Origin of the sequence: Azotobacter vinelandii CA (genome assembly GCF_000380335.1) — a bacterium.
Classification (GTDB): domain Bacteria; phylum Pseudomonadota; class Gammaproteobacteria; order Pseudomonadales; family Pseudomonadaceae; genus Azotobacter; species Azotobacter vinelandii.
Window position 1 is genome coordinate 1,195,529 of the sequence record NC_021149.1, and the last position, 19,056, is coordinate 1,214,584.

Annotated in this window: 15 protein-coding genes; 9 read left to right on the forward strand and 6 right to left on the reverse strand. The window is 67.7% G+C overall.

Going from position 1 to position 19,056, the window contains the following annotated elements; translation table 11 throughout:
* Window positions 1-199 precede the first annotated feature (199 nt).
* The 4 genes from AVCA_RS05545 (at window position 200) to AVCA_RS05560 (ending at window position 5,955) form a co-directional block, all read left to right on the forward strand.
* The gene (locus tag AVCA_RS05545; RefSeq protein ID WP_012699879.1) at window positions 200-1,363 is read left to right on the forward strand and encodes a type III PLP-dependent enzyme; all 1,164 of its coding nucleotides are present in this window, start codon (window positions 200-202) and stop codon (window positions 1,361-1,363) included.
* Between the two features lie 475 nt (window positions 1,364-1,838).
* The gene (locus AVCA_RS05550) at window positions 1,839-4,070 is read left to right on the forward strand and encodes a TonB-dependent receptor (protein ID WP_231876165.1); all 2,232 of its coding nucleotides are present in this window, start codon (window positions 1,839-1,841) and stop codon (window positions 4,068-4,070) included.
* 76 nt (window positions 4,071-4,146) lie between these two features.
* Entirely contained in the window at window positions 4,147-4,827 is a 681-nt protein-coding gene (locus AVCA_RS05555; RefSeq protein ID WP_012699881.1) for a Fe2+-dependent dioxygenase, read from the forward strand.
* A 12-nt stretch (window positions 4,828-4,839) separates the two neighbouring features.
* Window positions 4,840-5,955 carry an alpha-hydroxy acid oxidase gene (locus AVCA_RS05560; RefSeq protein ID WP_012699882.1) on the forward strand — a complete coding sequence of 372 codons (1,116 nt, stop codon included), beginning with the start codon at window positions 4,840-4,842 and terminating at the stop codon, window positions 5,953-5,955.
* 251 nt (window positions 5,956-6,206) lie between these two features.
* Here the strand turns inward: AVCA_RS05560 and AVCA_RS05565 are convergent, their stop codons facing one another.
* The 6 genes from AVCA_RS05565 to AVCA_RS05590 form a co-directional block, all read right to left on the reverse strand.
* Complete coding sequence (locus tag AVCA_RS05565) at window positions 6,207-7,748, reverse strand: sulfite reductase subunit alpha (protein ID WP_012699884.1); 1,542 nt, start codon at window positions 7,746-7,748, stop codon at window positions 6,207-6,209.
* Window positions 7,749-7,905: 157 nt separating this feature from the next.
* Window positions 7,906-8,853, reverse strand: coding sequence for a DUF4198 domain-containing protein (locus tag AVCA_RS05570; protein ID WP_012699885.1), 948 nt, complete (start codon window positions 8,851-8,853; stop codon window positions 7,906-7,908).
* Between the two features lie 14 nt (window positions 8,854-8,867).
* On the reverse strand, window positions 8,868-9,380 hold the full coding sequence (locus AVCA_RS05575) for a DUF2271 domain-containing protein (RefSeq protein ID WP_175555904.1): 513 nt from the start codon (window positions 9,378-9,380) through the stop codon (window positions 8,868-8,870).
* A 12-nt stretch (window positions 9,381-9,392) separates the two neighbouring features.
* Complete coding sequence (locus tag AVCA_RS05580) at window positions 9,393-9,992, reverse strand: PepSY-associated TM helix domain-containing protein (protein WP_012699887.1); 600 nt, start codon at window positions 9,990-9,992, stop codon at window positions 9,393-9,395.
* Between the two features lie 174 nt (window positions 9,993-10,166).
* The gene (locus AVCA_RS05585) at window positions 10,167-10,928 is read right to left on the reverse strand and encodes a tetratricopeptide repeat protein (protein ID WP_012699888.1); all 762 of its coding nucleotides are present in this window, start codon (window positions 10,926-10,928) and stop codon (window positions 10,167-10,169) included.
* A gap of 10 nt (window positions 10,929-10,938) precedes the next feature.
* Window positions 10,939-11,619 carry a Fe2+-dependent dioxygenase gene (locus AVCA_RS05590; protein ID WP_012699889.1) on the reverse strand — a complete coding sequence of 227 codons (681 nt, stop codon included), beginning with the start codon at window positions 11,617-11,619 and terminating at the stop codon, window positions 10,939-10,941.
* A 177-nt stretch (window positions 11,620-11,796) separates the two neighbouring features.
* On the opposite strand from AVCA_RS05590, the gene AVCA_RS05595 reads away from it, so the two are divergent.
* From AVCA_RS05595 to AVCA_RS05615, 5 genes are all read left to right on the forward strand, one after another.
* Entirely contained in the window at window positions 11,797-14,058 is a 2,262-nt protein-coding gene (locus AVCA_RS05595; protein WP_012699890.1) for a TonB-dependent receptor, read from the forward strand.
* Window positions 14,059-14,266: 208 nt separating this feature from the next.
* Window positions 14,267-16,618 (forward strand): PepSY domain-containing protein, encoded by a 2,352-nt coding sequence (locus tag AVCA_RS05600; protein WP_012699891.1) that lies wholly within the window; start codon window positions 14,267-14,269, stop codon window positions 16,616-16,618.
* 68 nt (window positions 16,619-16,686) lie between these two features.
* Window positions 16,687-17,439 carry a 5-oxoprolinase subunit PxpA gene (locus AVCA_RS05605; RefSeq protein ID WP_012699892.1) on the forward strand — a complete coding sequence of 251 codons (753 nt, stop codon included), beginning with the start codon at window positions 16,687-16,689 and terminating at the stop codon, window positions 17,437-17,439.
* Window positions 17,439-18,113, forward strand: coding sequence for a 5-oxoprolinase subunit PxpB (gene pxpB, locus AVCA_RS05610; RefSeq protein ID WP_012699893.1), 675 nt, complete (start codon window positions 17,439-17,441; stop codon window positions 18,111-18,113). The genes AVCA_RS05605 and pxpB overlap by 1 nt, the downstream gene beginning before the upstream one ends.
* On the forward strand, window positions 18,110-19,030 hold the full coding sequence (locus AVCA_RS05615; protein ID WP_236616352.1) for a 5-oxoprolinase subunit C family protein: 921 nt from the start codon (window positions 18,110-18,112) through the stop codon (window positions 19,028-19,030). The genes pxpB and AVCA_RS05615 overlap by 4 nt, the downstream gene beginning before the upstream one ends.
* Window positions 19,031-19,056: the final 26 nt, after the last annotated feature.

Sequence of the window (19,056 nt, forward strand, 5' to 3'; positions counted from 1 at the left end):
CGGCCGAACGTCCATGCTGGAAACGATCCATCCGGCTCAAGTACTGACGACGAGACAGCAAGGTCAACCCGCCTTTCCGGTTGGCCTTTTTGCTTTCGGCGACAAGCCTTGGGAAGTAGGCGAACCAAAGTGGGGAAACTGATCAGGCGTTCGAACCCCTTTTTGACCCTTTCCGCGTTTTGCCATTTGGAGTCCGTGCATGTCGATCAAGATCGAAGACTACTACCCACCCGCCACTTTCCAGCGCATGAAGGCCTTCGCCGACAAGCAGGAAACGCCCTTCGTCGTCATCGATACCGAGATCATCGCCAACGCCTACGAGGAACTGGGCGACTGTTTCCCCTTCGCCCGCATCTACTACGCGGTGAAGGCCAACCCGGCGGTGGAGATCATTCGCCTGCTGCGCGACAAGGGCTCGAACTTCGACATCGCCTCGCGCTACGAGCTGGACAAGGTGATGGCCGAAGGCGTCGGTCCCGAGCGCGTCAGCTACGGCAACACCATCAAGAAGGCCAAGGACATCCGCTACTTCTACGAGAAGGGCGTGCGCCTGTTCGCCACCGATTCCGAGGCCGACCTGCGCAACATCGCCAAGGCCGCGCCGGGCTCCAAGGTCTATGTGCGCATCCTCACCGAGGGCACCGCGTCGGCCGACTGGCCGCTGTCGCGCAAGTTCGGCTGCCAGCCGGACATGGCCCTGGACCTGATGATCCTCGCCCGCCAGTTGGGCCTGGTGCCCTACGGCCTGTCCTTCCACGTGGGCAGCCAGCAGCGCGACATCGACGTCTGGGACGCGGTGATCGCCAAGGTCAAGGTGATCTTCGAGCGCCTCAAGCAGGAAGACGGCATCGAGCTGAAGATGATCAACATGGGCGGCGGTTTCCCGGCCAACTACATCACCAAGACCAACAGCCTGCAGACCTATGCCGAGGAAATCATCCGCTTCCTCAAGGAAGACTTCGGCGAGGAACTGCCGGAGATCATCCTCGAGCCGGGCCGCTCGCTGATCGCCAACGCCGGCATCCTGGTCAGCGAAGTGGTGCTGGTCTCGCGCAAGTCGCGCACCGCCGTGGAGCGCTGGGTGTACACCGACGTGGGCAAGTTCTCCGGTCTGATCGAGACCATGGACGAGGCCATCAAGTACCCGATCTGGACCGAGAAGAAGGGCGAGATGGAAGAGGTGGTGATCGCCGGGCCGACCTGCGACAGCGCCGACATCATGTACGAGAACTACAAGTACGGCCTGCCGCTCAACCTGGCCAGCGGCGACCGCCTGTACTGGCTGTCCACCGGCGCCTATACCACCAGTTACAGCGCCGTGGAGTTCAACGGCTTCCCGCCGCTGAAGTCCTATTATCTATAAGCCTATAAGCTCTGCCCGCCAGTGAAAAACGCCGCGTCCGTCGCGGCGTTTTCGTGTCCGGAGGCGACCTCCAACGCGAACCGATCGACCGGTTCCCACCTTGCGTGATTCTGGTTCCGAAGCTGGCGCCGGTGTTCGTCGCCATTCCCCCATTGGGGGCTGCGCCATCCTCTCTCGACCTTATTTTTCGAACCGTCGGCTGCGGCCCCTTGCCGGGGCGGAGTGGGCGACCGCGGGGAGCGGGTACGTTCAGAGACGGCAAGGTGACTCATCTATTTCTGCATTTATATATACATACTCGTATGTCACATTTTGTAAATGTAAATAAATCTCAATTGTTGAATGAGATTCTCTCTTGAGTAGGATTTGGGAAATCCCCAAATCGAGTCGATTTTTCATGAGAAAGCAACTCTGCGAAGATGGCGTTGAAGGATTTCAGCAGCGCGGCCCACTGGTTTCGGCAATCGGTCTTGCCATGTTTTCTTGCGGGGAGGCCGGGCTGGCGGCGGAGGTCGCCAGGGAGCGCGAGGATTCGGTAGAGCTCGACAGTTTCTCGGTTCTTGGCGAGAAGGATGATGGCTACAAGGTCGATCGGACTTCTTCGCCCAAGCACACCGCGCCGTTGTTGGATACGCCACAAACCATCAGCGTGATTCCGGAAACCCTCTATCGGGAGCAAGGCGCGCGCAACCTGACCGAGGTCCTGAGAAACACTCCGGGGATCAGTTTCAACGCCGGCGAGAACGGTTTCTCCACCAGCTCCAACAACTTCAGTCTGCGCGGCTTCGACACCAGCGGCAACATCTTCATCGATGATTCGCGCGACTCCGGCAGCTACACCCGTGATGTGTTCAACATCGAGCAGGTCGAGGTCGTCAAGGGGCCGGCCGCCGACAACGGCCGCGGCGGTGCCGGCGGCTATGTCAACATGGTGACCAAGGTTCCAACGCTGGAAAGATCCATCGGCGGTGTGGCCACCTATGGCTTCGATCAGTACCAGTCCGAGGCCCGCAAACGCACCACTCTGGACCTCAACCAGCCGCTGGCCGACACCGTGGCCATGCGCCTGAACCTGTTGTGGGAGGACAGCGGCATACCCGGCCGCGAACATGCCGAGAAAAACAGTTGGGGCCTGGCGCCTTCCCTGGCCTTCGGCCTCGGCACCGACACCCGGGCGATCTTCTTCTACGAGCACCTGGAGCAGAACGACCGGCCCGACTGGGGCGTGCCCGGCGCCACGGTGCGTTACATGGACCGGCACGATCCCGGTGCCGGCAGCGGCGACCGCGACGAGTTCTACGGCCTGGACTCCGATTACGACGACACCACCAGTTATTCCTTCATGGCTCGCTTCGAGCACGATCTGCGCGACGGGCTGAGTCTCAGCAACCAGACCCGCTGGTCGCGGGTCAGCCGGGATGCCCGTTATACCGTGCCGACCGGCTACGTTCCGGCCACCCGGCAGGCCACCACCCAGACGCAGTTCTACGACCGGGACAATTACACCTTCAGCAACCTGACCAATCTGTCGGCGCGCTTTCTCACCGGTTCCATAAAGCACAATCTGGCCGCCGGCCTCGAATTCACCCTGGAAAAGTCGGAATCCAAAGGCTATCCCACCGTGAACGGCGGCAACACGCCCATCAACGAGCCCGACTACAACCGGACCGGTTCGGCGACTCCGTCGAAAGCCAACGATAGCAAGGTCAAGATCGACACCGTGGCGCTGTACGCCTACGACACCGCCGAATTCAACGAGCGCTGGCAACTCACCGGCGGCGTGCGCCTGGAGCATTACCGGGTACGGATCGACAGCAAGCTGGCGAATGGTACGCGCATGGCCATCGACGGTTACGACGACTCCGAATTCACGGTGGGCGGCAAGCTGGGCCTGGTCTACAAGCCGGCGAAGAACGGCAGCATCTATGCCGCCTTCGGGGTTTCGCACCAGCCGCCGGGGTCCTATTTGTCCAACCCGGATATTTCCCGCCCGGATGCAAATGTGTTCCCCGGTTTCGTCGAGGGCGCCGATCCGGTGGTGTCCTACAGCTACGAGATCGGCACCAAGTGGGACTTTTTCAAGGATCGTCTCTCCACCGCGGCGGCGCTGTTCTATACGGAAAAGAAAGATGTGCCGATCACCGGCCGCGACGCGGGCGAAACCCAGGACAGCCACAAGGGCGACGGCAAGCAGGTCGTCTACGGCCTCGAACTGAGCGCGACCGGCAAGCTGACCGAAAACTGGAGCGTGTTCGGCGGCCTCATGCTGATGGAAAGCGAGCGCCGGCACAGCACCCGCATGGATCAGGTGCGCCGCAACGCCAACCCGGCCGACTACGGCAGCCATTCCCGCACCGATGGCGATGACCTGGCCTTCACGCCGGAGGTGTCCGCCAGCCTGTGGACCACGTATCGCCTGCCGTTCGGCCTGACGGTGGGGGGCGGCCTGCAGCACGTCGGTTCGTCCTATCTGGGGCGTCCGGACGACGCCAACCGCATCATCGCCAACGGTCTGTACGGCAAGCTGCCCAGCTATACGATCTACAACCTGATGGCTTCCTACGACATCAATCAGAACATCGGGATACGCATGAACGTCGACAACCTCACCAACGAGGAATATCCGGTGTCTTCGAACTGGAACGGAACCCGTGTGGCGTGGGGCAGTCCGCGCCTGGTTCAGGTCAGTACCGACTTCCGGTTCTGAACGCCGCCCGTATTCGCCGCCAGGGAGCGGCTCGCGCCAATCCCGGTGGTGTTCCGCTCGATGGGATGCTTTGACGATGATGTTGACGATTCCCGATGTGCTGACGGTGGGTCAGCTACGCCAGTGTCGGGAGGCCCTGGCACGGGCCGCCTGGCATGACGGGCGGCAGACCGCCGGACATGTGGCGATCCGGGCCAAGGCCAACCTGCAGTTGGCCCAGGACGATCCGCTGGTCGCGCGGCTGGGGGCGCTGATTCTGGAGCGTCTCGGCGCCAACCCGCGTTTTCTGGCCGCAGCCCTGCCGTTGAAAGTGCTGCCGCCGCGCTTCAATTGCTACACTGGCGGCGGCGTTTACGGCGACCATATCGACAATGCGGTTTTCAGTGTCCCGGGGACGTCGCACCGGGTTCGCAGCGACCTGTCGGCCACTCTGTTCTTCTGCGATCCGGACGAATACGATGGCGGCGAACTGGTGATCCGGGACACCTACGGCACGCAGCGGGTCAAGTTGCCGGCCGGCCACTTGGCGCTCTACCCCGGCACCAGCCTGCACCAGGTCACTCCGGTCACCCGCGGCGCGCGCTACGCCGCGTTCTTCTGGGTCCAGAGCCTGGTACGCGGGGACAGCCAGCGGGCCACGCTGCTGGAGCTGGACGAGTCGATCCAGGCGCTGGCCGCCGAGCGGCCCGACAGTCCGCTGCTGGAGCGTCTGACCGGCGTCTATCACAACCTGCTGCGGCACTGGGCGGATACCTGAGGAGCGGACCCGATGCACGACCCCCTGCCCAAGCTGCAGCAGATTCCCGCGAGCATCGCCGCGCTCGCCGACTACGAGCCCTTCGCCCGCGAGCGCATGAGCGAGCAGGCCTGGGCCTACATGGCCGGTGGCGCGGCGGACGAACTGACCCTGCGCGACAACTGCGCGGCCTTCCAGCGCCTGCGCCTGCGAAGCCGGGCGCTGCCCGACCTGACGGACGGCCATACCCGCCTGGAACTGTTCGGTCAGCGCTTCGAGCAGCCGATCCTGCTGGCGCCGGTGGCCTACCAGAAGCTGGTCCACCCGGACGGTGAGCTGGCCACGGTACTGGCGGCCTCGGCGGCGCGCGCCGGAATGGTGGTCAGCACCCAGGCCAGCGTGGCGCTGGAGGACATCGCCCGCCAGGCGCAGACGCCCTTGTGGTTCCAGCTCTACGTGCAGCCCGACCGCGCCTTCACCCGCGAACTGGTGCAGCGCGCCGAGGCGGCCGGTTACCAGGCGCTGGTGGTGACCGTGGATGCGCCGGTCAGCGGCCTGCGCAACCGCGAGCAGCGCGCCGGCTTCGCGCTGCCGGAGGGAGTCGAGGCGGTCAACCTGCGCGGCATGCGCGCGCTGCCGCCGACCATCGCCCGGATCGGCGACAGCCCGCTGTTCGGCGGCCCGCTGCTGGCCGCCGCGCCGACCTGGCGGGAGCTCGCCTGGCTGCGTTCGCTGACCCGTCTGCCGCTGCTGGTCAAGGGCGTGATGCACCCCGAGGATGCCCGCCGCGCGCTGGCCGAGGGCATCGACGGGATCATCGTCTCCAACCACGGCGGGCGAACCCTGGACACCCAGCCGGCGACCATCGAGGTGCTGGAGGAGATCGCCGGGGTCGTCGAGGGACGGCTGCCCTTGCTGCTGGATGGCGGCATCCGCCGCGGCACCGACGTGCTCAAGGCCCTGGCCCTGGGCGCCAGCGCGGTGCTGGTGGGGCGGTCCTACGTCTTTGCCCTGGCCGCGGCGGGCGCGCCCGGCGTCTGCCATGCGCTGCAACTGCTGCGCGCCGAGCTGGAGGTCGCCATGGCCCTGACCGGTTGCCGGACCCTGGCCGATATCGGACCCGAGCTGCTCTGGCGGCCGGGGCGGTGATCCGCTCCTGCACCGGGCGATCGCCATGGCGCCGGACTTTCGCGTTCCCCTTGCAGGCGTGAATTCGTTCGCGATCCGGAGTGGGTACGGGGCTTCGGGCGCCTTCGGTAGGTCGCGGCGGACGGCCGCCGCGGTGATCCGCTCCTACCCGGGAGCGCCACCTTGCAACGCCGGACGTTCGGCACTCTCCCTGTAGAAGCGGGTTCGTTCGCGACCGGTGTGGAGCACGAGGTTTCCGTTGTCCGCAACTGTCAGTAAAGGTCGCGGCGGTAACGTCCGGCCTCGCGCAGGTGTTCCACCTCGGCGCCGCCGAGCAGGCCGTGGAGCAGGGCGTCGACCTCGCGGCCCATGCCCTGCAGGCTGCCGCAGACCAGCAGGCTGGCGCCGCGGGCCAGCCAGGCGCGCAACTCGTCGGCGGCCTCGCGCAGCAGGTGCTGGACGTAGACCGACGCGGCCTGGTCGCGGGAGAAGGCCAGGTCCAGGCGCGCCAGATGGCCGTCGCGCCGCCAGGTCTCCAGTTCCTCGGCGAAGAAACGGTCGTGGGCGGCGTTGCGTTCGCCGTACAGCAGCCAGTGGCCGTGCCGACCCAGACGCTCGCGTTCGCGCAGATGGGCGCGCAGGCTGGCCAGGCCGGTGCCGTTGCCGATCAGGATCAGCGGACCGCCATCGGCGGGCAGGCGGAAGCCGGGGTTGGCGCGCACGCGCAGATCGATGGTCGCGCCGGGGGCGGCATGGTGGCACAGCCAGCCGGAACCGAGGCCGAGGCGGCCATCGGGGTGCCGCATCTGCCGTACCAGCAGTTCGAGACGGCCGTCGCCGGGCAGCGAGGCGATGGAGTATTCGCGGTGCGGCAGCCTTGGCAGCCGCTCCAGCAGTTCCGCGGCGGACAGCCCGGTCAGTTCGCGGGCATCCTCCGGCAACTGGCGGCGAGCCAGGTGCCAGGCCAGCGGGCGGCCGTCGGCCTGGAACTCTCCGCCGTCCAGGCCGAGGCGTTCGAGCAGGACGGCGACCCGTTCGGCCGGCAGGCACGGACCTACCTCGGCGATGTCGCCGGCCCGCCAGTCGGCGGCGCTGTCGTTCGGGGCCAGGTGCAGGTGGAACACCGGCGCGCCCTGGCTGCCGGGGTTGAGGCACTGGCGCCGGATCAATGTCCAGGGCTGATAGTCGACTTCCTGCCAGTCGTCGAAGCGGGTATCGCCGGCGAGTCGGCCGAGCTGCTGCTGCCAGCGGCGCAACACCGCCGGGTCGGCGCGGTCGGCCTCCAGGCGGTCGAACAGCGGCGTGGCGCCCAGCTCGCGCAGGCGCCGGTCGAGGCGCTGGGCGAAGGCGCAGAAATGCGCATACTGGCGGTCGCCGAGGCCCAGCACGGCATATTCCAGCGCGCGCAGGTCGGGACGTTCGCCGAGCAGCCGGCGCTCGAAGCGCGCCGCGTGGTCGGGCGCTTCGCCGTCGCCATAGGTGCTGGCCACCAGCAGCAGGCGCGCCGGTTGCGCCAGCCGTCGCAGGTCGAGCGCCTCCAGCGGCAGGGCACGGGCGGGCAGGCCGGCGTCGCGCAGTTGGGCGGCGCTGCGCTCGGCGATGGCCCGCGCCTGGCCGCCCTGGCTGGCGTAGGCGACCGGCAGGCCGTCGCCGGGGCGGGTGTCATCGCGCCCGGCCCGCCATTGCCGCCAGCCGTGCAGGCAGACGCCCAGCCAGGCGAGGACGGCCAACAGGGCGGAAAGCTCGCGGGAGGGTTGCAGCCACGGCAGCAGGGCGATGAACGCCAGGCCGGCGAGGAGAAGGAACGGCTTCAAGGTCGTGGGCTCCGCGGCGTGAGGCGACGGCGGCAAGACGTCGCGAGCAAGGACTTGGCGTCCTCCCCGCTCCCCGCGAGGTGGACGACGATGCCGCCGGCCCGTCCACCGTGGTGGATGGCTGTGGCCATCCACCCTACCGGCTGTCGCGGACCGCTCAGGGGGTCAGCACTTCCAGGGTCGCGCTGTACACCGCGCGGCGCTCGGTGACCGGCTTGGCGACGCCCTCCGTGCTACTCAGCTCGGCCTCCAGCCAATACATGCCGGCGCTCGGCCAGGTGATGCTGACCTTGCCCTGGGCGTCGGTCTTCGCCTTGATCTCGCCGGTCTCGTCGCGATAGCGGTTGCCGCCGGGGATCAGGGTGATCTCCAGGTCCTTGGCCGGCTTGCCGTCGAGCAGGAAACCGAACTCGGCGGCCTCGCCGGCGACCAGGTCGTTGGGATGGGTGACCGGCACCAGTTCCAGCCCCTGGTTGGTGGGCTTGAGCACGGTATCGGTGGGCTTGCCGGAGGTGACGAAGACCTCCATGCGGTTGCTGGTCTGCACCACCTTCAGATCCTCGGCCTTGGCCGGTACATCCTTGTCCAGATCCTCGGCCTTGCCCATCCAGCGGCGCGGCTGGCCGTTCTCCTTCCAGGAGGCCATCAGGCCGCTGTTGGCCACCGCCAGTTTATAGGTGCCCTTCTGGGTCAGGTGCACGTCGAAGGTGCTGCGGTAGCGGCCGCGATTGCCGTTCTCGGGCTTCACCTCGCTGCCGTCGGGGGCCAGCACCAGCAGTTTGTTGGGCGGGCGGCGCATCGGCGGCTGGCCACCGGGAGCGCCCGGGCCGCCGGGCTGGCCGGCCTGCGCGGCGGGCTTGCCGTCGGGGCCGCTCTGCGGCGCCGGAGCGGAGGGCGGCAGTTGCGGTTTGCCGATGCCTTCCAGTTGCAGCGGGAAGTGGTCGAAATAGAACAGGTTGTTGGATACCGCGGCGTCCACGGTGATCCAGGGGTCCTCGCCGGACAGCACGGTGGCGGAAGGCAGCATCCAGACGCGGTGGGCATGGGCGGACAGCGGCAGGCAGGCGGCGAGGGCCAGGGCGGTCCATTTGAAGATCGGTTTCATGGTGGCTTCCTTGGTCAGGGTTTCAACTGGAGGGTGACGGTGCCCAGTTCGCTCTTGCCCTGGGCCTGGTGCTGCTCGGCCTGCCGGGGCGGCCAGGCGAAGGGAACGCGCAGCAGTTCGCGGCCGCCGACCTCGCGCGCCGCCTCGACCACCAGGCTGTATTCGCCGGCCGGCAGATTCTTGAGCTGGGCGCTGTCGCCGCCGAAGGTCAGGTTGTGGGTGCCGACCGCGCGGGTCGCGCCGCTGACGCCATCGACCGGCAGTTCGAGGCCGCGGCCGCTGCGGCGCCACCACTGGCGCAGGTCCTTGAGCCACTTCTCGCCTTCCTTGTCCTTCATCTTCAGGTCGTACCAGACCGCCAGGTCGGCGACGTGCTGCTGGTCGGGTTTCTCCAGCCAGATGGCGACATAGGGGCGATGGTACTCGGCGACCTCGAGGCGGGGGATTTCCACGCCGATCTGCAGTTCGGCGGCGAAGGCCGGGGCGGCGAGCAGCGAGCAGAGGGGGAGCAGCAAGCGTTTGCGCATGGGCATGATCCTTCAATGGATGAACAGCAAGGCGATCAACAGTGGCAGCAGCAGGCCGAGGCCGGTCAGTGGCCAGGTGCTCGGCCGTGCGCCGGCCTGGCGCTGCAGGAGCAGCAGGCCGGTCAGGCTGAAGACCACGCAGGCCGCGGCGAAGATGTCGATGAACCAGCTCCAGGCGACGCCCGCGTGGCGGCCCTTGTGCAGGTCGTTCAGGTAGGCGATCCAGCCGCGGTCGGTGTCCTCGTACTCCAGTTCGCCCGACTTCAGGTCGAGGCTCAGCCAGGCGTCGCCGCCCGGACGCGGCAGGCCGACGTACAGCTCGTCCTCCGTCCACTCGGCCTCGCGTCCGTCCAGGCGGATGTCCAGTTCTTCTTCCAACCAGTCGCGCAGCACGGCCGGCAGGCCGTTTCCCGGCGCCTCGGCGCGCAGCGCGGCGAGCAGTTCCTCGGGCAAATGGGCGCTGCGGTTTTCCACCCGTGGCTTGCTCTCGATCTGCGCGGCGTGGTTGAGGGTGATGCCGCTGACGGCGAACAGCAGCATGCCGGCCAGACAGAGGGCGGAGCTGATCCAGTGCCATTGGCGGAGGGTGCCGAGCCAGAAAGTACGGGGCATGGGGAGCTTCTGTTCGGAGAGGTCGGAATTCCGGCGGATTCTAGGGAGGCCCGTGCGATTTATGCGAAAAATTTACCAATAATATACGTTCGTGTTTACCCCTCGGCTCGCCGCCGGGGAAGCGTGGCAAGCGACACCCGCACGGCGGCTCCGGCGTGGACGCCGGCCTTTCGCTCAGGAGGCCGTCGCCTCCAGCTCGGTGCAGCGCCGGGCGTAGGCTTCGGCGATGTCGGCGACTTCCGCGACGGCGGCCCGGCGCAGTTCGTCGCAGGCCTTGCGCAGGAATTTCAGATGACCGAGGGCGAGGGCTTCGCACAGCCAGTGGCGGGCCTCGTCCCAGCGGTCCAGGCCCATCAGTACCGTCGCGTAGCTGAACTGGCCGCGGAAATCGCCGGCTTCGGCGGAGCGCCGGTAGCATTCGAAGGCGGCCTGCAGGTCGGCGCGGACCACCCGGCCTTCCTCGTAGTAGCGTCCGACCAGATTCATCGACTTGGCGTGCCCCTGCGCGGCGGCGCGTTGATACCAGGCGAAGGCCTGCTCCTCGTCGCGCTCGACCCCGCGGCCGGTGGCGAGCAGGTTGGCGTAGTTGTACATGCCCCAGTCGAGGCCGCGCACGGCCGCCTCGTGGTAATGCCGGGCGGCGGCGGCTTCGTCGACGGGGCCGCCCCAGCCCAGTTCGCAGCAGCGCCCCAGCATGTTGCCGGCCATGGCGTGCCCTTTGCGGGCGGCGATCGCGAACCAGTCGCGGGCCAGCACCGCGTCGGGCTGGATGCCGAGGCCATCGAGCAGGATCTGGCCGAGCAGGGCCTGGGCCTCCGGTTCGCCGGCGCCCGCCGCGGCGAGAATCCAGCGCGCCGCCTGGCGCGGATCGTCGGCCAGGCTGCGGCCCAGCCGTTCGAGGTCGGGGGTTTCGGTGCGGCGGAGGATGAAGCTCATGGCCGTTCGCTCACACTTCGCCCCAGCGGCGCAGCAGGTTGTGGTAGTTGCCGGTCAACTGGACCAGCGCCGGGTGATCCGGCACGTCGCGCGACAGGCTCTGGATCGCCTGGTCCATCTCGTACAGCAGGCTGCGCTGGGAGTCCTCGCGGACCAGGCTCTGCGTCCAGAAGAAGGAAGCGTAGCGCGCGCCGCGGCTGACCGGCGTGACCTGGTGGATGCTGGTGGCCGGGTAGAGCACCAGATCGCCGGCCGGCAACTTGAGCCGCTGCGAGCCGTAGGTGTCCTGGATCACCAGCTCGCCGCCGTCGTATTCGTCCGGATCGCTGAAGAACAGGGTGGAGGAGAGGTCGGTGCGTACCCGTTCGGCGGAGCCGCGTACCTGGCGCACGGCGTTGTCGATGTGGAAGCCGAAGGTGCCGCCGTCGGTATAGCAGTTGAACAGTGGCGGATAGACCTTGTGCGGCAGCGCGGCGGACATGAATTGCGGGTTCTGCCACAGGCGTTCGAGCATGGCGCTGGCGATCTCCCGCGCCAGCGGGTCGTCCTCGGCGAGCTGCAGGTTGTGCTTGGTGCGCGCCGACTGATAGCCCGCGGTCACCTTGCCGTCGAGCCATTGCGCCTGCTCCAGTGCCTGGCGAATGCGCCGGACCTCGTCGCGGGAAAACACCCCCGGTATGTGTAGCAGCATGCTGGCTGGCCCTTGTTAATCGAGAATGTATCTCAAATGATATTTTTTTCTATTTTCCGGGTAAATGGTACGAAAGGTAAAGATTGAAAATTCGGTGCATTTGAAAATTGTATCTATTGATTTCGAGAATTGTTCTCGAATAGAGTGCGCGCCGTTCGTTCGCCAGGGGGAAACGAAATGTCGCGTATCAATGAGCGCCCGGCCGCCACGCCGCGCGTGCTGGCTTCCGCGTTGGGAGTCATGACGGCCTTCAGCTCGATCGGCGGGCTGCGTGCCGAGGAAGTGTCGCAGAAGAAACCGACGGAAAAGGATGCCGAGAAGCAGGGCGTCGTGTCGATGGAGGCGGACAGCATCGTCGACGAGCGGGAGGGCGAGTACAAGGTCGAGTCGGCTTCGAAGAAGTTCACCGCGCCGCTACGCGAGACGCCCAAGTCGGTCACCATCATTTCCAAGCAGGTCATCGAGGACACCGGCTCGCTGAGCCTGGTCGATGCCCTGCGCACCACCTCCGGCATCACCTTCGGCGCCGGCGAGGGCGGCAACCCGGCGGGCGACCGGCCGATCATCCGCGGCTTCAACGCCGAGAGCGACACTTTCATCGACGGCCTGCGCGACGTCGCCTCGCAGACCCGCGAGATCTTCAACATCGAGCAGATCGAGGTGAGCAAGGGGCCGGGCTCGGCCTATACCGGCGCCGGTTCCACCGGCGGCAGCGTGAACATGATCACCAAGACCGCCAAGCGCAACGATTTCCTCGATATCAGCCAGACTTTCGGTTCGGACCAGACCCGTCGTTCCACCCTGGACTTCAACCGGATGCTGAGCGACCAGATCGGCTTTCGCCTGAACCTGATGAAGCACGACGCCAACGTCGCCGGCCGCGACGGGGTGGACGTCAGCCGCTGGGGCGTGGCGCCGACCATCACCTTCGGCTTCGACACCCCGACCCGCGCGACTTTCTCCTACTATCACGTGGAAGCCGACGATATGCCGGATTACGGCATTCCGCTGAGCCCGTCCGGTACCGGTTCGGTGCGCCGTCCGGTGGGTCACAAGGACGCCTTCTACGGTTTGAGCAGCCGCGACTTCCGGGAAAGCAGCACCGATTCGGGCACCTTCAGGATCGAGCACGACCTCGCCGAGAACGTGACGATCTCCAACTCCTTCCGCCAGGTGCGCACCACCCTCGACTATATCGCCACCAACCCGAACGACTCCGCGGCCGGGAATATCGAGCAGGGACTGGTGTGGCGCTCGCCGAAAAGCCGCAACTCCACTTCGGAAGGCTGGGTGAACCAGACCGATATCCGGGCGAAGTTCAAGACCGGCTTCATCGAGCACACCATGGTGGGCGGCATCGAGATCACCGACCAGGACGTGCACAACCGGCCCTACGCCTTCACCCAGGGAGCCGCTGGCCGGGTCTGTAGCTCGGCGCTGCTGGCCTCGGGCGACTGTACGACCCTGAACAACCCGACCTACAAGGATTCCTGGTCGGGGTATTACACCGACGGTCTGGCCTATACCGACACCGATACCCAGACCAAGTCCGGCTACCTGTTCGACACCCTCAAGTTCAACGACCAATGGTCGCTGAACCTCGGCCTGCGCTACGACGACTTCGAAACCAAATCCTCGGGCTATTCCACGGGTGGCCGTGGTACGTCCGCGGGCAATTTCAAATACGAGAACAACAACAACTTCTGGAGCCACCAGCTCGGCGTGGTCTACAACCCGCTACCCAACGGCAGCATCTACGTGGCCTGGTCGACTTCGCGCAACCCGGTCGGCGAGACCTCCGGCGAAGGCAGCGACAGCATCGCAACCGCTACCCAGGATCTCGAGCCGGAACGCAACCGCAACATCGAGCTGGGCACCAAGTGGGAGTTCTTCGACGGTCGCCTGGCGCTGGATTCGGCGATCTTCAAGACCAAGAAGTCCAACGCACGGGTCACCGACCAGGATGGCCGGACGCAGAACATGGGTGAGGTCGAGATCAAGGGCTTCGAGCTGGGCGTCAGCGGGCGGCTCAGCCGCGAATGGCAGATCTTCGCCAACTACACTTACCTCGACAGCGAGATCGTCAACGGCGGTGTGGTCAACGGCGTCGACGGCGCCAACGACGGCAACGAGAACCCCAGCACGCCGGAGAACAGCTTCAGCTTCTGGAGTACCTACCAGTTGTTCCCCTTCCTGACCGTCGGCGGCGGCGCCAACTACGTGGACTCGCGCTACGGCGACGCTGCCAACACGGCCCTGGTGTCCAGCTACTGGCGCTACGACGCCATGGCCAACCTGAAGGTGAGCAAGAACCTCGACCTGCAGTTGAACGTGCAGAACCTGACCGACAAGCGCTACTTCGACCAGATCTATCCGACCCACATGGCCCACGTGGCGCCGGGGCGCACCGTGCTGCTGGCCACCAACCTGCACTTCTGATGAGCAGGCTGCGAAGCTGCCGGAGGCCGCCCGCGGGCGGTCTTCGCGCATCTGGTCGGCATACCGGGTAAAGGCTGAGTAAAGCCGGTTTGTTGCAAAAAGCTCTCGAATAGAATCCTCTCACACTGCCGTGACGGCAGGCATGACGGGCGAGCGCATTTCGATTCCAGGCGTGTCGCCAGGGGTGATACCGATCGGGTGACATCAGGTGTTGAAGAAGATTCTTTTCCAGTTGCACTGGCTGTTCGGCATCACTGCCGGGCTGGTGCTGGCGGTCATGGGGGTGAGCGGCGCGAGCCTGTCCTACCAGGACGAGTTGCTGCGTTTTCTCAATCCGGGGGTGATGACCGTCGAGGTGCCGCAGGACGCCCGGGCGCTGACTCCGGACGAATTGCTCGCCAGCCTGCGCGGGCAACTGGGGCAGCGCCGGGTGCTCGGGCTGACCCTGTCGAGCGCGCCGGAGGATGCCGCCCGGGTGAGCGTCGACGGCGCCGCTCCGCGCGGCGAGACCCTCTACGCCGATCCCTACAGCGGCGACCTGCTCGGCGCGGCGCGGGGACTGGATTTCTTCCGTTTCATGATGCAGGTGCATCGCTGGCTGGCCATCGGTGACACCGGCAAGGCGATCACCGGCGCCTCGACCCTGATCCTGGTGTTCCTCTGCCTGTCCGGCCTCTACCTGCGCTGGCCGCGCCAGGCCGGCGACTGGCGCGCCTGGCTGGTCCTCGACTGGTCGCGCCAGGGGCGCGGTTTTTTCTGGGGCCTGCATGCGGTGGCCGGTACCTGGGTGCTGCTGCTTTATATGCTGGCCGCGCTGACCGGCCTGAACTGGTCCTACGATTGGTATCGCCAGGGCCTCTTCGCCCTGGCCGGCGAAACCGCCGCGCAGCACGGCGGACGCCGCGCTCCGCCTCCGGGAGGCGGGCAGGACGGGGCGGCGGCGCCGGCGATCGACCTCGATCCCTTGTTCCAGGCTTTTCGCCGCGAGGTGGGGGATACCTACCGGCAGGTCAACCTGACGCTGCCCGAGCGTCCCGGCCAGCCGCTGCAGATCACCTATGTCGCGTCCGGCGCCGACCATTCCCGGGCGACCGACCGGCTGAGCCTCGACATCGCCAGCGGCATGCCGCTCGAGCATGAACGCTACGCGGACAAGAGCCTGCCCCGGCGCCTGCTCGCCAGCCTCTACCCACTGCATACCGGCGAGTATTTCGGCCATCCCGGGCGCGTGCTGATGATGCTCGCCAGCCTGGGCATGCCGTTGTTTTTCGTCACCGGCTGGCAGCTCTATCTCGATCGCCGGCGCAGCCGCCGCGCCGCTCGCGAGGCGCAACGGGCCCTGGCGCTGTCGGTCGAGGGCCAGCCGTGGCTGATCGGCTTCGCCAGCCAGAACGGTTTCGCCGAACGCCTGGCCTGGCAGGCCGCCGGCCAGTTGCAGGCGGCTGGCGCCGCGGTGCAGGTGCGTTCGCTGGCGCAGCTCGACGAGAGCGACCTGCGCGGTGCCGAGCGCGTACTGTTCGTGGTCAGCACCTTCGGCGACGGCGAGGCGCCGGACAGCGCCCGTGGCTTCGCGCGCCGGGTGCTCGGCAGCGACTGCGAACTGAGCCACCTGCAGTACGCCCTGCTCGGGCTCGGCGACCGCCAGTACCCGCATTTCTGCGCCTTCGCCCGGCGTCTCGAGCAGTGGCTGAAAAAGCAGGGGGCCCGGGCGCTGTTCGCTCCGGTGGAGGTGGATGGCGACGACGGTGCGGCCCTGCAGACCTGGCGCGAGCAACTCGGCCGGCTGGTCGGCGGCGGCTCGCCGGCGGCGCAGGAGGAGCGCTTCGACGAATGGATGCTGCTGGCCCGCGAGTGCCTCAACCCGGGCAGCACGGCCGAACCGGTCTGGCGCCTGGTTTTCCAGGTGCCGGACGGGCAGCACTGGGAGGCCGGCGACCTGGTGGAGATCCGTCCACCGCAGGATGCGCTGCCGCGCTGCTATTCGGTCGCCTCGCTGGAAGAGGATGGTGTGCTGGAGCTGCTGGTGCGCCGGCAGCGGCGTCCCGACGGTACGCCGGGGCTGTGCTCCGGCTGGCTGTGCGAGCTGGCGCCGGGGGCCCGCGTGCCGATGCGTCTGCGCTCCAACGGCGGCTTCCGCCTGCCGGCGGACGACCGGCCGCTGCTGCTGATCGGCAACGGCGCCGGTCTGGCCGGGCTGCGCGGCCTGTTGCGCGAGCGCGTCCGGCGTGGCCAGAGCCGCAACTGGCTGATCTTCGGCGAACGCAGCGAGGCCCATGATTTCCTCTGTCGCGACGAGTTGCTGGCCTGGCAGACGGCGGGGCGGCTGGCCCGCCTCGACCTGGCCTTTTCCACCGACGCGGGAAGCAAGGTCTACGTGCAGGATCGCCTGCGCGACGCCGCCGACGTCCTGCGCGGCTGGCTGGCCGAGGGGGCCGTCATCTACCTGTGCGGCAGTCGTGGCATGGCTTCCGGGGTCGAGGCGGTGCTCATCGAGCTGCTCGGCAGCGCCGCGGTCGAGCGCCTGCGCGACGAGGGACGCTTTCGCCGCGATCTCTTCTGAAGTCGTCGCGCGGGGGCTATTCCTCCCGCAGGCTTGCGACAGAGCGGCGGAGGCTCCAAGCTAGCGCGATGAAAACCGCTACCCGCATCCTTCTCAACTGCGACATGGGCGAGAGCTTCGGCGTCTGGAAAATGGGCAACGACGCGCTCGCCATGCCGCTGATCGACCAGGCCAATCTGGCCTGCGGCTTCCATGCCGCCGACCCCCTGACCATGCAGCGCAGCGTGGCCCTGGCGGTGCGCCACGGGGCGAGCATCGGCGCGCACCCGGCCTACCCGGACCTGGCCGGCTTCGGTCGCCGCCACCTGGACTGCTCGCCCGACGAGGTGCGCGCCCTGGTGCTCTATCAGCTCGGCGCGCTCGAGGCCTTCTGCCGCGCCGCCGGCACCCGCGTCGACTACGTCAAGCCGCATGGCGCGCTGTACAACGATCTGGTGCTCGACGACGAACTGCTCGGCGCCGTGCTGGAGGCCTGCGCGGCCTTCCGTCCGGGTCTGCCGCTGATGGTCCTGGCGCTGGCCGACAACGCCCGCGAGCGGCGGCTCGCCGAGGCCGCCGGGGTGCCGCTGCTGTTCGAGGCCTTCGCCGACCGCGCCTACCTGTCCGACGGCCGGCTGGCGCCGCGCCGCCTGGACGGAGCGCTGCACACGGACCCCGAGCGCATCCTCGTCCAGGCTTTGGCCATCGCCCGCGGCGAGCCTTTCCCGGACCTCGACGGCAAGCCGCTGCGCCTGCGCGCCGACAGCCTCTGCGTGCACGGCGACAACGCCGAGTCGCTGGCCGTGCTGCGCCGCCTGCGCGCGGCGCTCGACGCTCTCTGATGCGCCTCGAACCCGCCGGCCCCGAAGCCCTGCTGCTGGTCCTGGCCGACCAGCCGGACGCCGGCCTGCCGCTGCGCATCGCCGCCCTGGCCGATCTGATCCAGCTCGAACTGGGGCCGCTGGTCGTCGATCTGGTGCCCGGTTGGACCACCCTGCTGCTGCATTACGATCTGCTGCGGACCGATCATCTGCAGCTCAGCAGGCGCCTGTTGCCCCTGCTCGAGGACTGGTGCGTGCAGGCGCAGCCTTCCCGCAGCGGGCATCTGCACGAGATCCCCGTCTGGTATGCCGGCGAGGACCTGGCCGAGGTGGCCCGCGCCTGCGCCCTGAGCGAGGCCGAGCTGATCGCCCTGCACAGCGGCGTGGAGTACCGGGTCGGCGCCATCGGCTTCGCCCCGGGCTTCGCCTACCTCGGCGAACTGGACGCGCGCCTGTCCCTGCCGCGCCGGCGCACGCCGCGCACCCGGGTACCGGGCGGCTCGCTGGCCATCGCCGAGCGGCAGACGGCGATCTATCCCCAGACTTCGCCGGGGGGCTGGCACCTGATCGGGCGTTGTCCGTGGCGCCTGTTCGACGCCCAGGCCGAGCCGCCCTGCGCGCTGGCGGTGGGCGACCGGGTGCGTTTCCTGGCCATCGACGAAGCGGCCTTTCGCGCCGAGGGCGGTGCGCCGTGACGGGCCTCGCGGTGATTCGCCCCGGGCCGTTCAGCCTGTTGCAGGATGCCGGCCGGCTGGGCTGGCAGCACCTCGGCGTGTCTCCCGCGGGCCCTCTGGACATCCAGGCGGCGGCCTGGGCGAACCGACTGCTGGACAATCCCCGGGGCACGCCGCTGGTGGAAATCGCCCTGGGCGGCATGGAGCTGGAAAGCGCGCTCGACACTTGGGTGGCGCTCTGCGGCGCCGAACTGGATATCCGCCTGGACGGCGCGCCACGGCCGAACTGGTCGCGCTTCGCCCTGCGCGCCGGGCAGCGTCTGAGCCTCGGTTTCGCGCGCAGCGGCCAGCGCGCCTACCTGGCGGTGGCGGGAGGCTTTCGCGCCGCTCCCGTGCTGGGCAGCGTGGCGACCCAGGAGCGCGAGGGGCTCGGCGGCCTGCACGGCGACGGCCGGCCGCTGTGCGCCGGGGACTTCCTGCCCTGCGTGCCGGTCGTCCTGCCCGGCGCCGCCAGCGTGCCCTGGCGCTTCGTGCCGGACTACCGGGCCGAGCCCTGCCTGCGGGTGATGCTCGGCGGCGATGCCGGGGATTTCAGCGTGGCTGATCGCCAGCGTTTCTTCGCCCGGCCCTGGCGCCTCAGTCCGCAGTCCGACCGCATGGGGACGCGCCTTTCCGGCGAGCCCCTGCGGGCACCGGCCAGGCAGTGGTCGCTGGGAGTGACCGCGGGCGCCATCCAGGTGCCGCCGGACGGCCAGCCGATCGTGCTGATGGCCGACCGACAGACCATGGGCGGCTATCCCATCCTCGGTTGGGTGCATCCGCTGGACCTGGGCTTGCTGGCGCAGTGCCCGGCGCACCGGGAGGTGCGTTTCGAGCGGGTGAAGCTGGGGGGGATGCAGGAGGATATTCGGGAGTTCTATCGGTTCTTCGGACGCTGAGCGCTTGCCGGTTTTCGTGGCCTCAC

Coding starts and splice junctions, on each gene's coding strand:
- AVCA_RS05590 (WP_012699889.1), bottom strand. CDS start 11,619: ATGCTGCTACACATACCGGGGGTGTTTTCCCGCGACGAGGTCCGGCGC.
- AVCA_RS05595 (WP_012699890.1), top strand. CDS start 11,797: ATGTCGCGTATCAATGAGCGCCCGGCCGCCACGCCGCGCGTGCTGGCT.
- AVCA_RS05545 (WP_012699879.1), top strand. CDS start 200: ATGTCGATCAAGATCGAAGACTACTACCCACCCGCCACTTTCCAGCGC.
- AVCA_RS05585 (WP_012699888.1), bottom strand. CDS start 10,928: ATGAGCTTCATCCTCCGCCGCACCGAAACCCCCGACCTCGAACGGCTG.
- AVCA_RS05555 (WP_012699881.1), top strand. CDS start 4,147: ATGATGTTGACGATTCCCGATGTGCTGACGGTGGGTCAGCTACGCCAG.
- AVCA_RS05570 (WP_012699885.1), bottom strand. CDS start 8,853: ATGAAACCGATCTTCAAATGGACCGCCCTGGCCCTCGCCGCCTGCCTG.
- AVCA_RS05580 (WP_012699887.1), bottom strand. CDS start 9,992: ATGCCCCGTACTTTCTGGCTCGGCACCCTCCGCCAATGGCACTGGATC.
- pxpB (WP_012699893.1), top strand. CDS start 17,439: ATGCGCCTCGAACCCGCCGGCCCCGAAGCCCTGCTGCTGGTCCTGGCC.
- AVCA_RS05575 (WP_175555904.1), bottom strand. CDS start 9,380: ATGCGCAAACGCTTGCTGCTCCCCCTCTGCTCGCTGCTCGCCGCCCCG.
- AVCA_RS05550 (WP_231876165.1), top strand. CDS start 1,839: ATGTTTTCTTGCGGGGAGGCCGGGCTGGCGGCGGAGGTCGCCAGGGAG.
- AVCA_RS05560 (WP_012699882.1), top strand. CDS start 4,840: ATGCACGACCCCCTGCCCAAGCTGCAGCAGATTCCCGCGAGCATCGCC.
- AVCA_RS05605 (WP_012699892.1), top strand. CDS start 16,687: ATGAAAACCGCTACCCGCATCCTTCTCAACTGCGACATGGGCGAGAGC.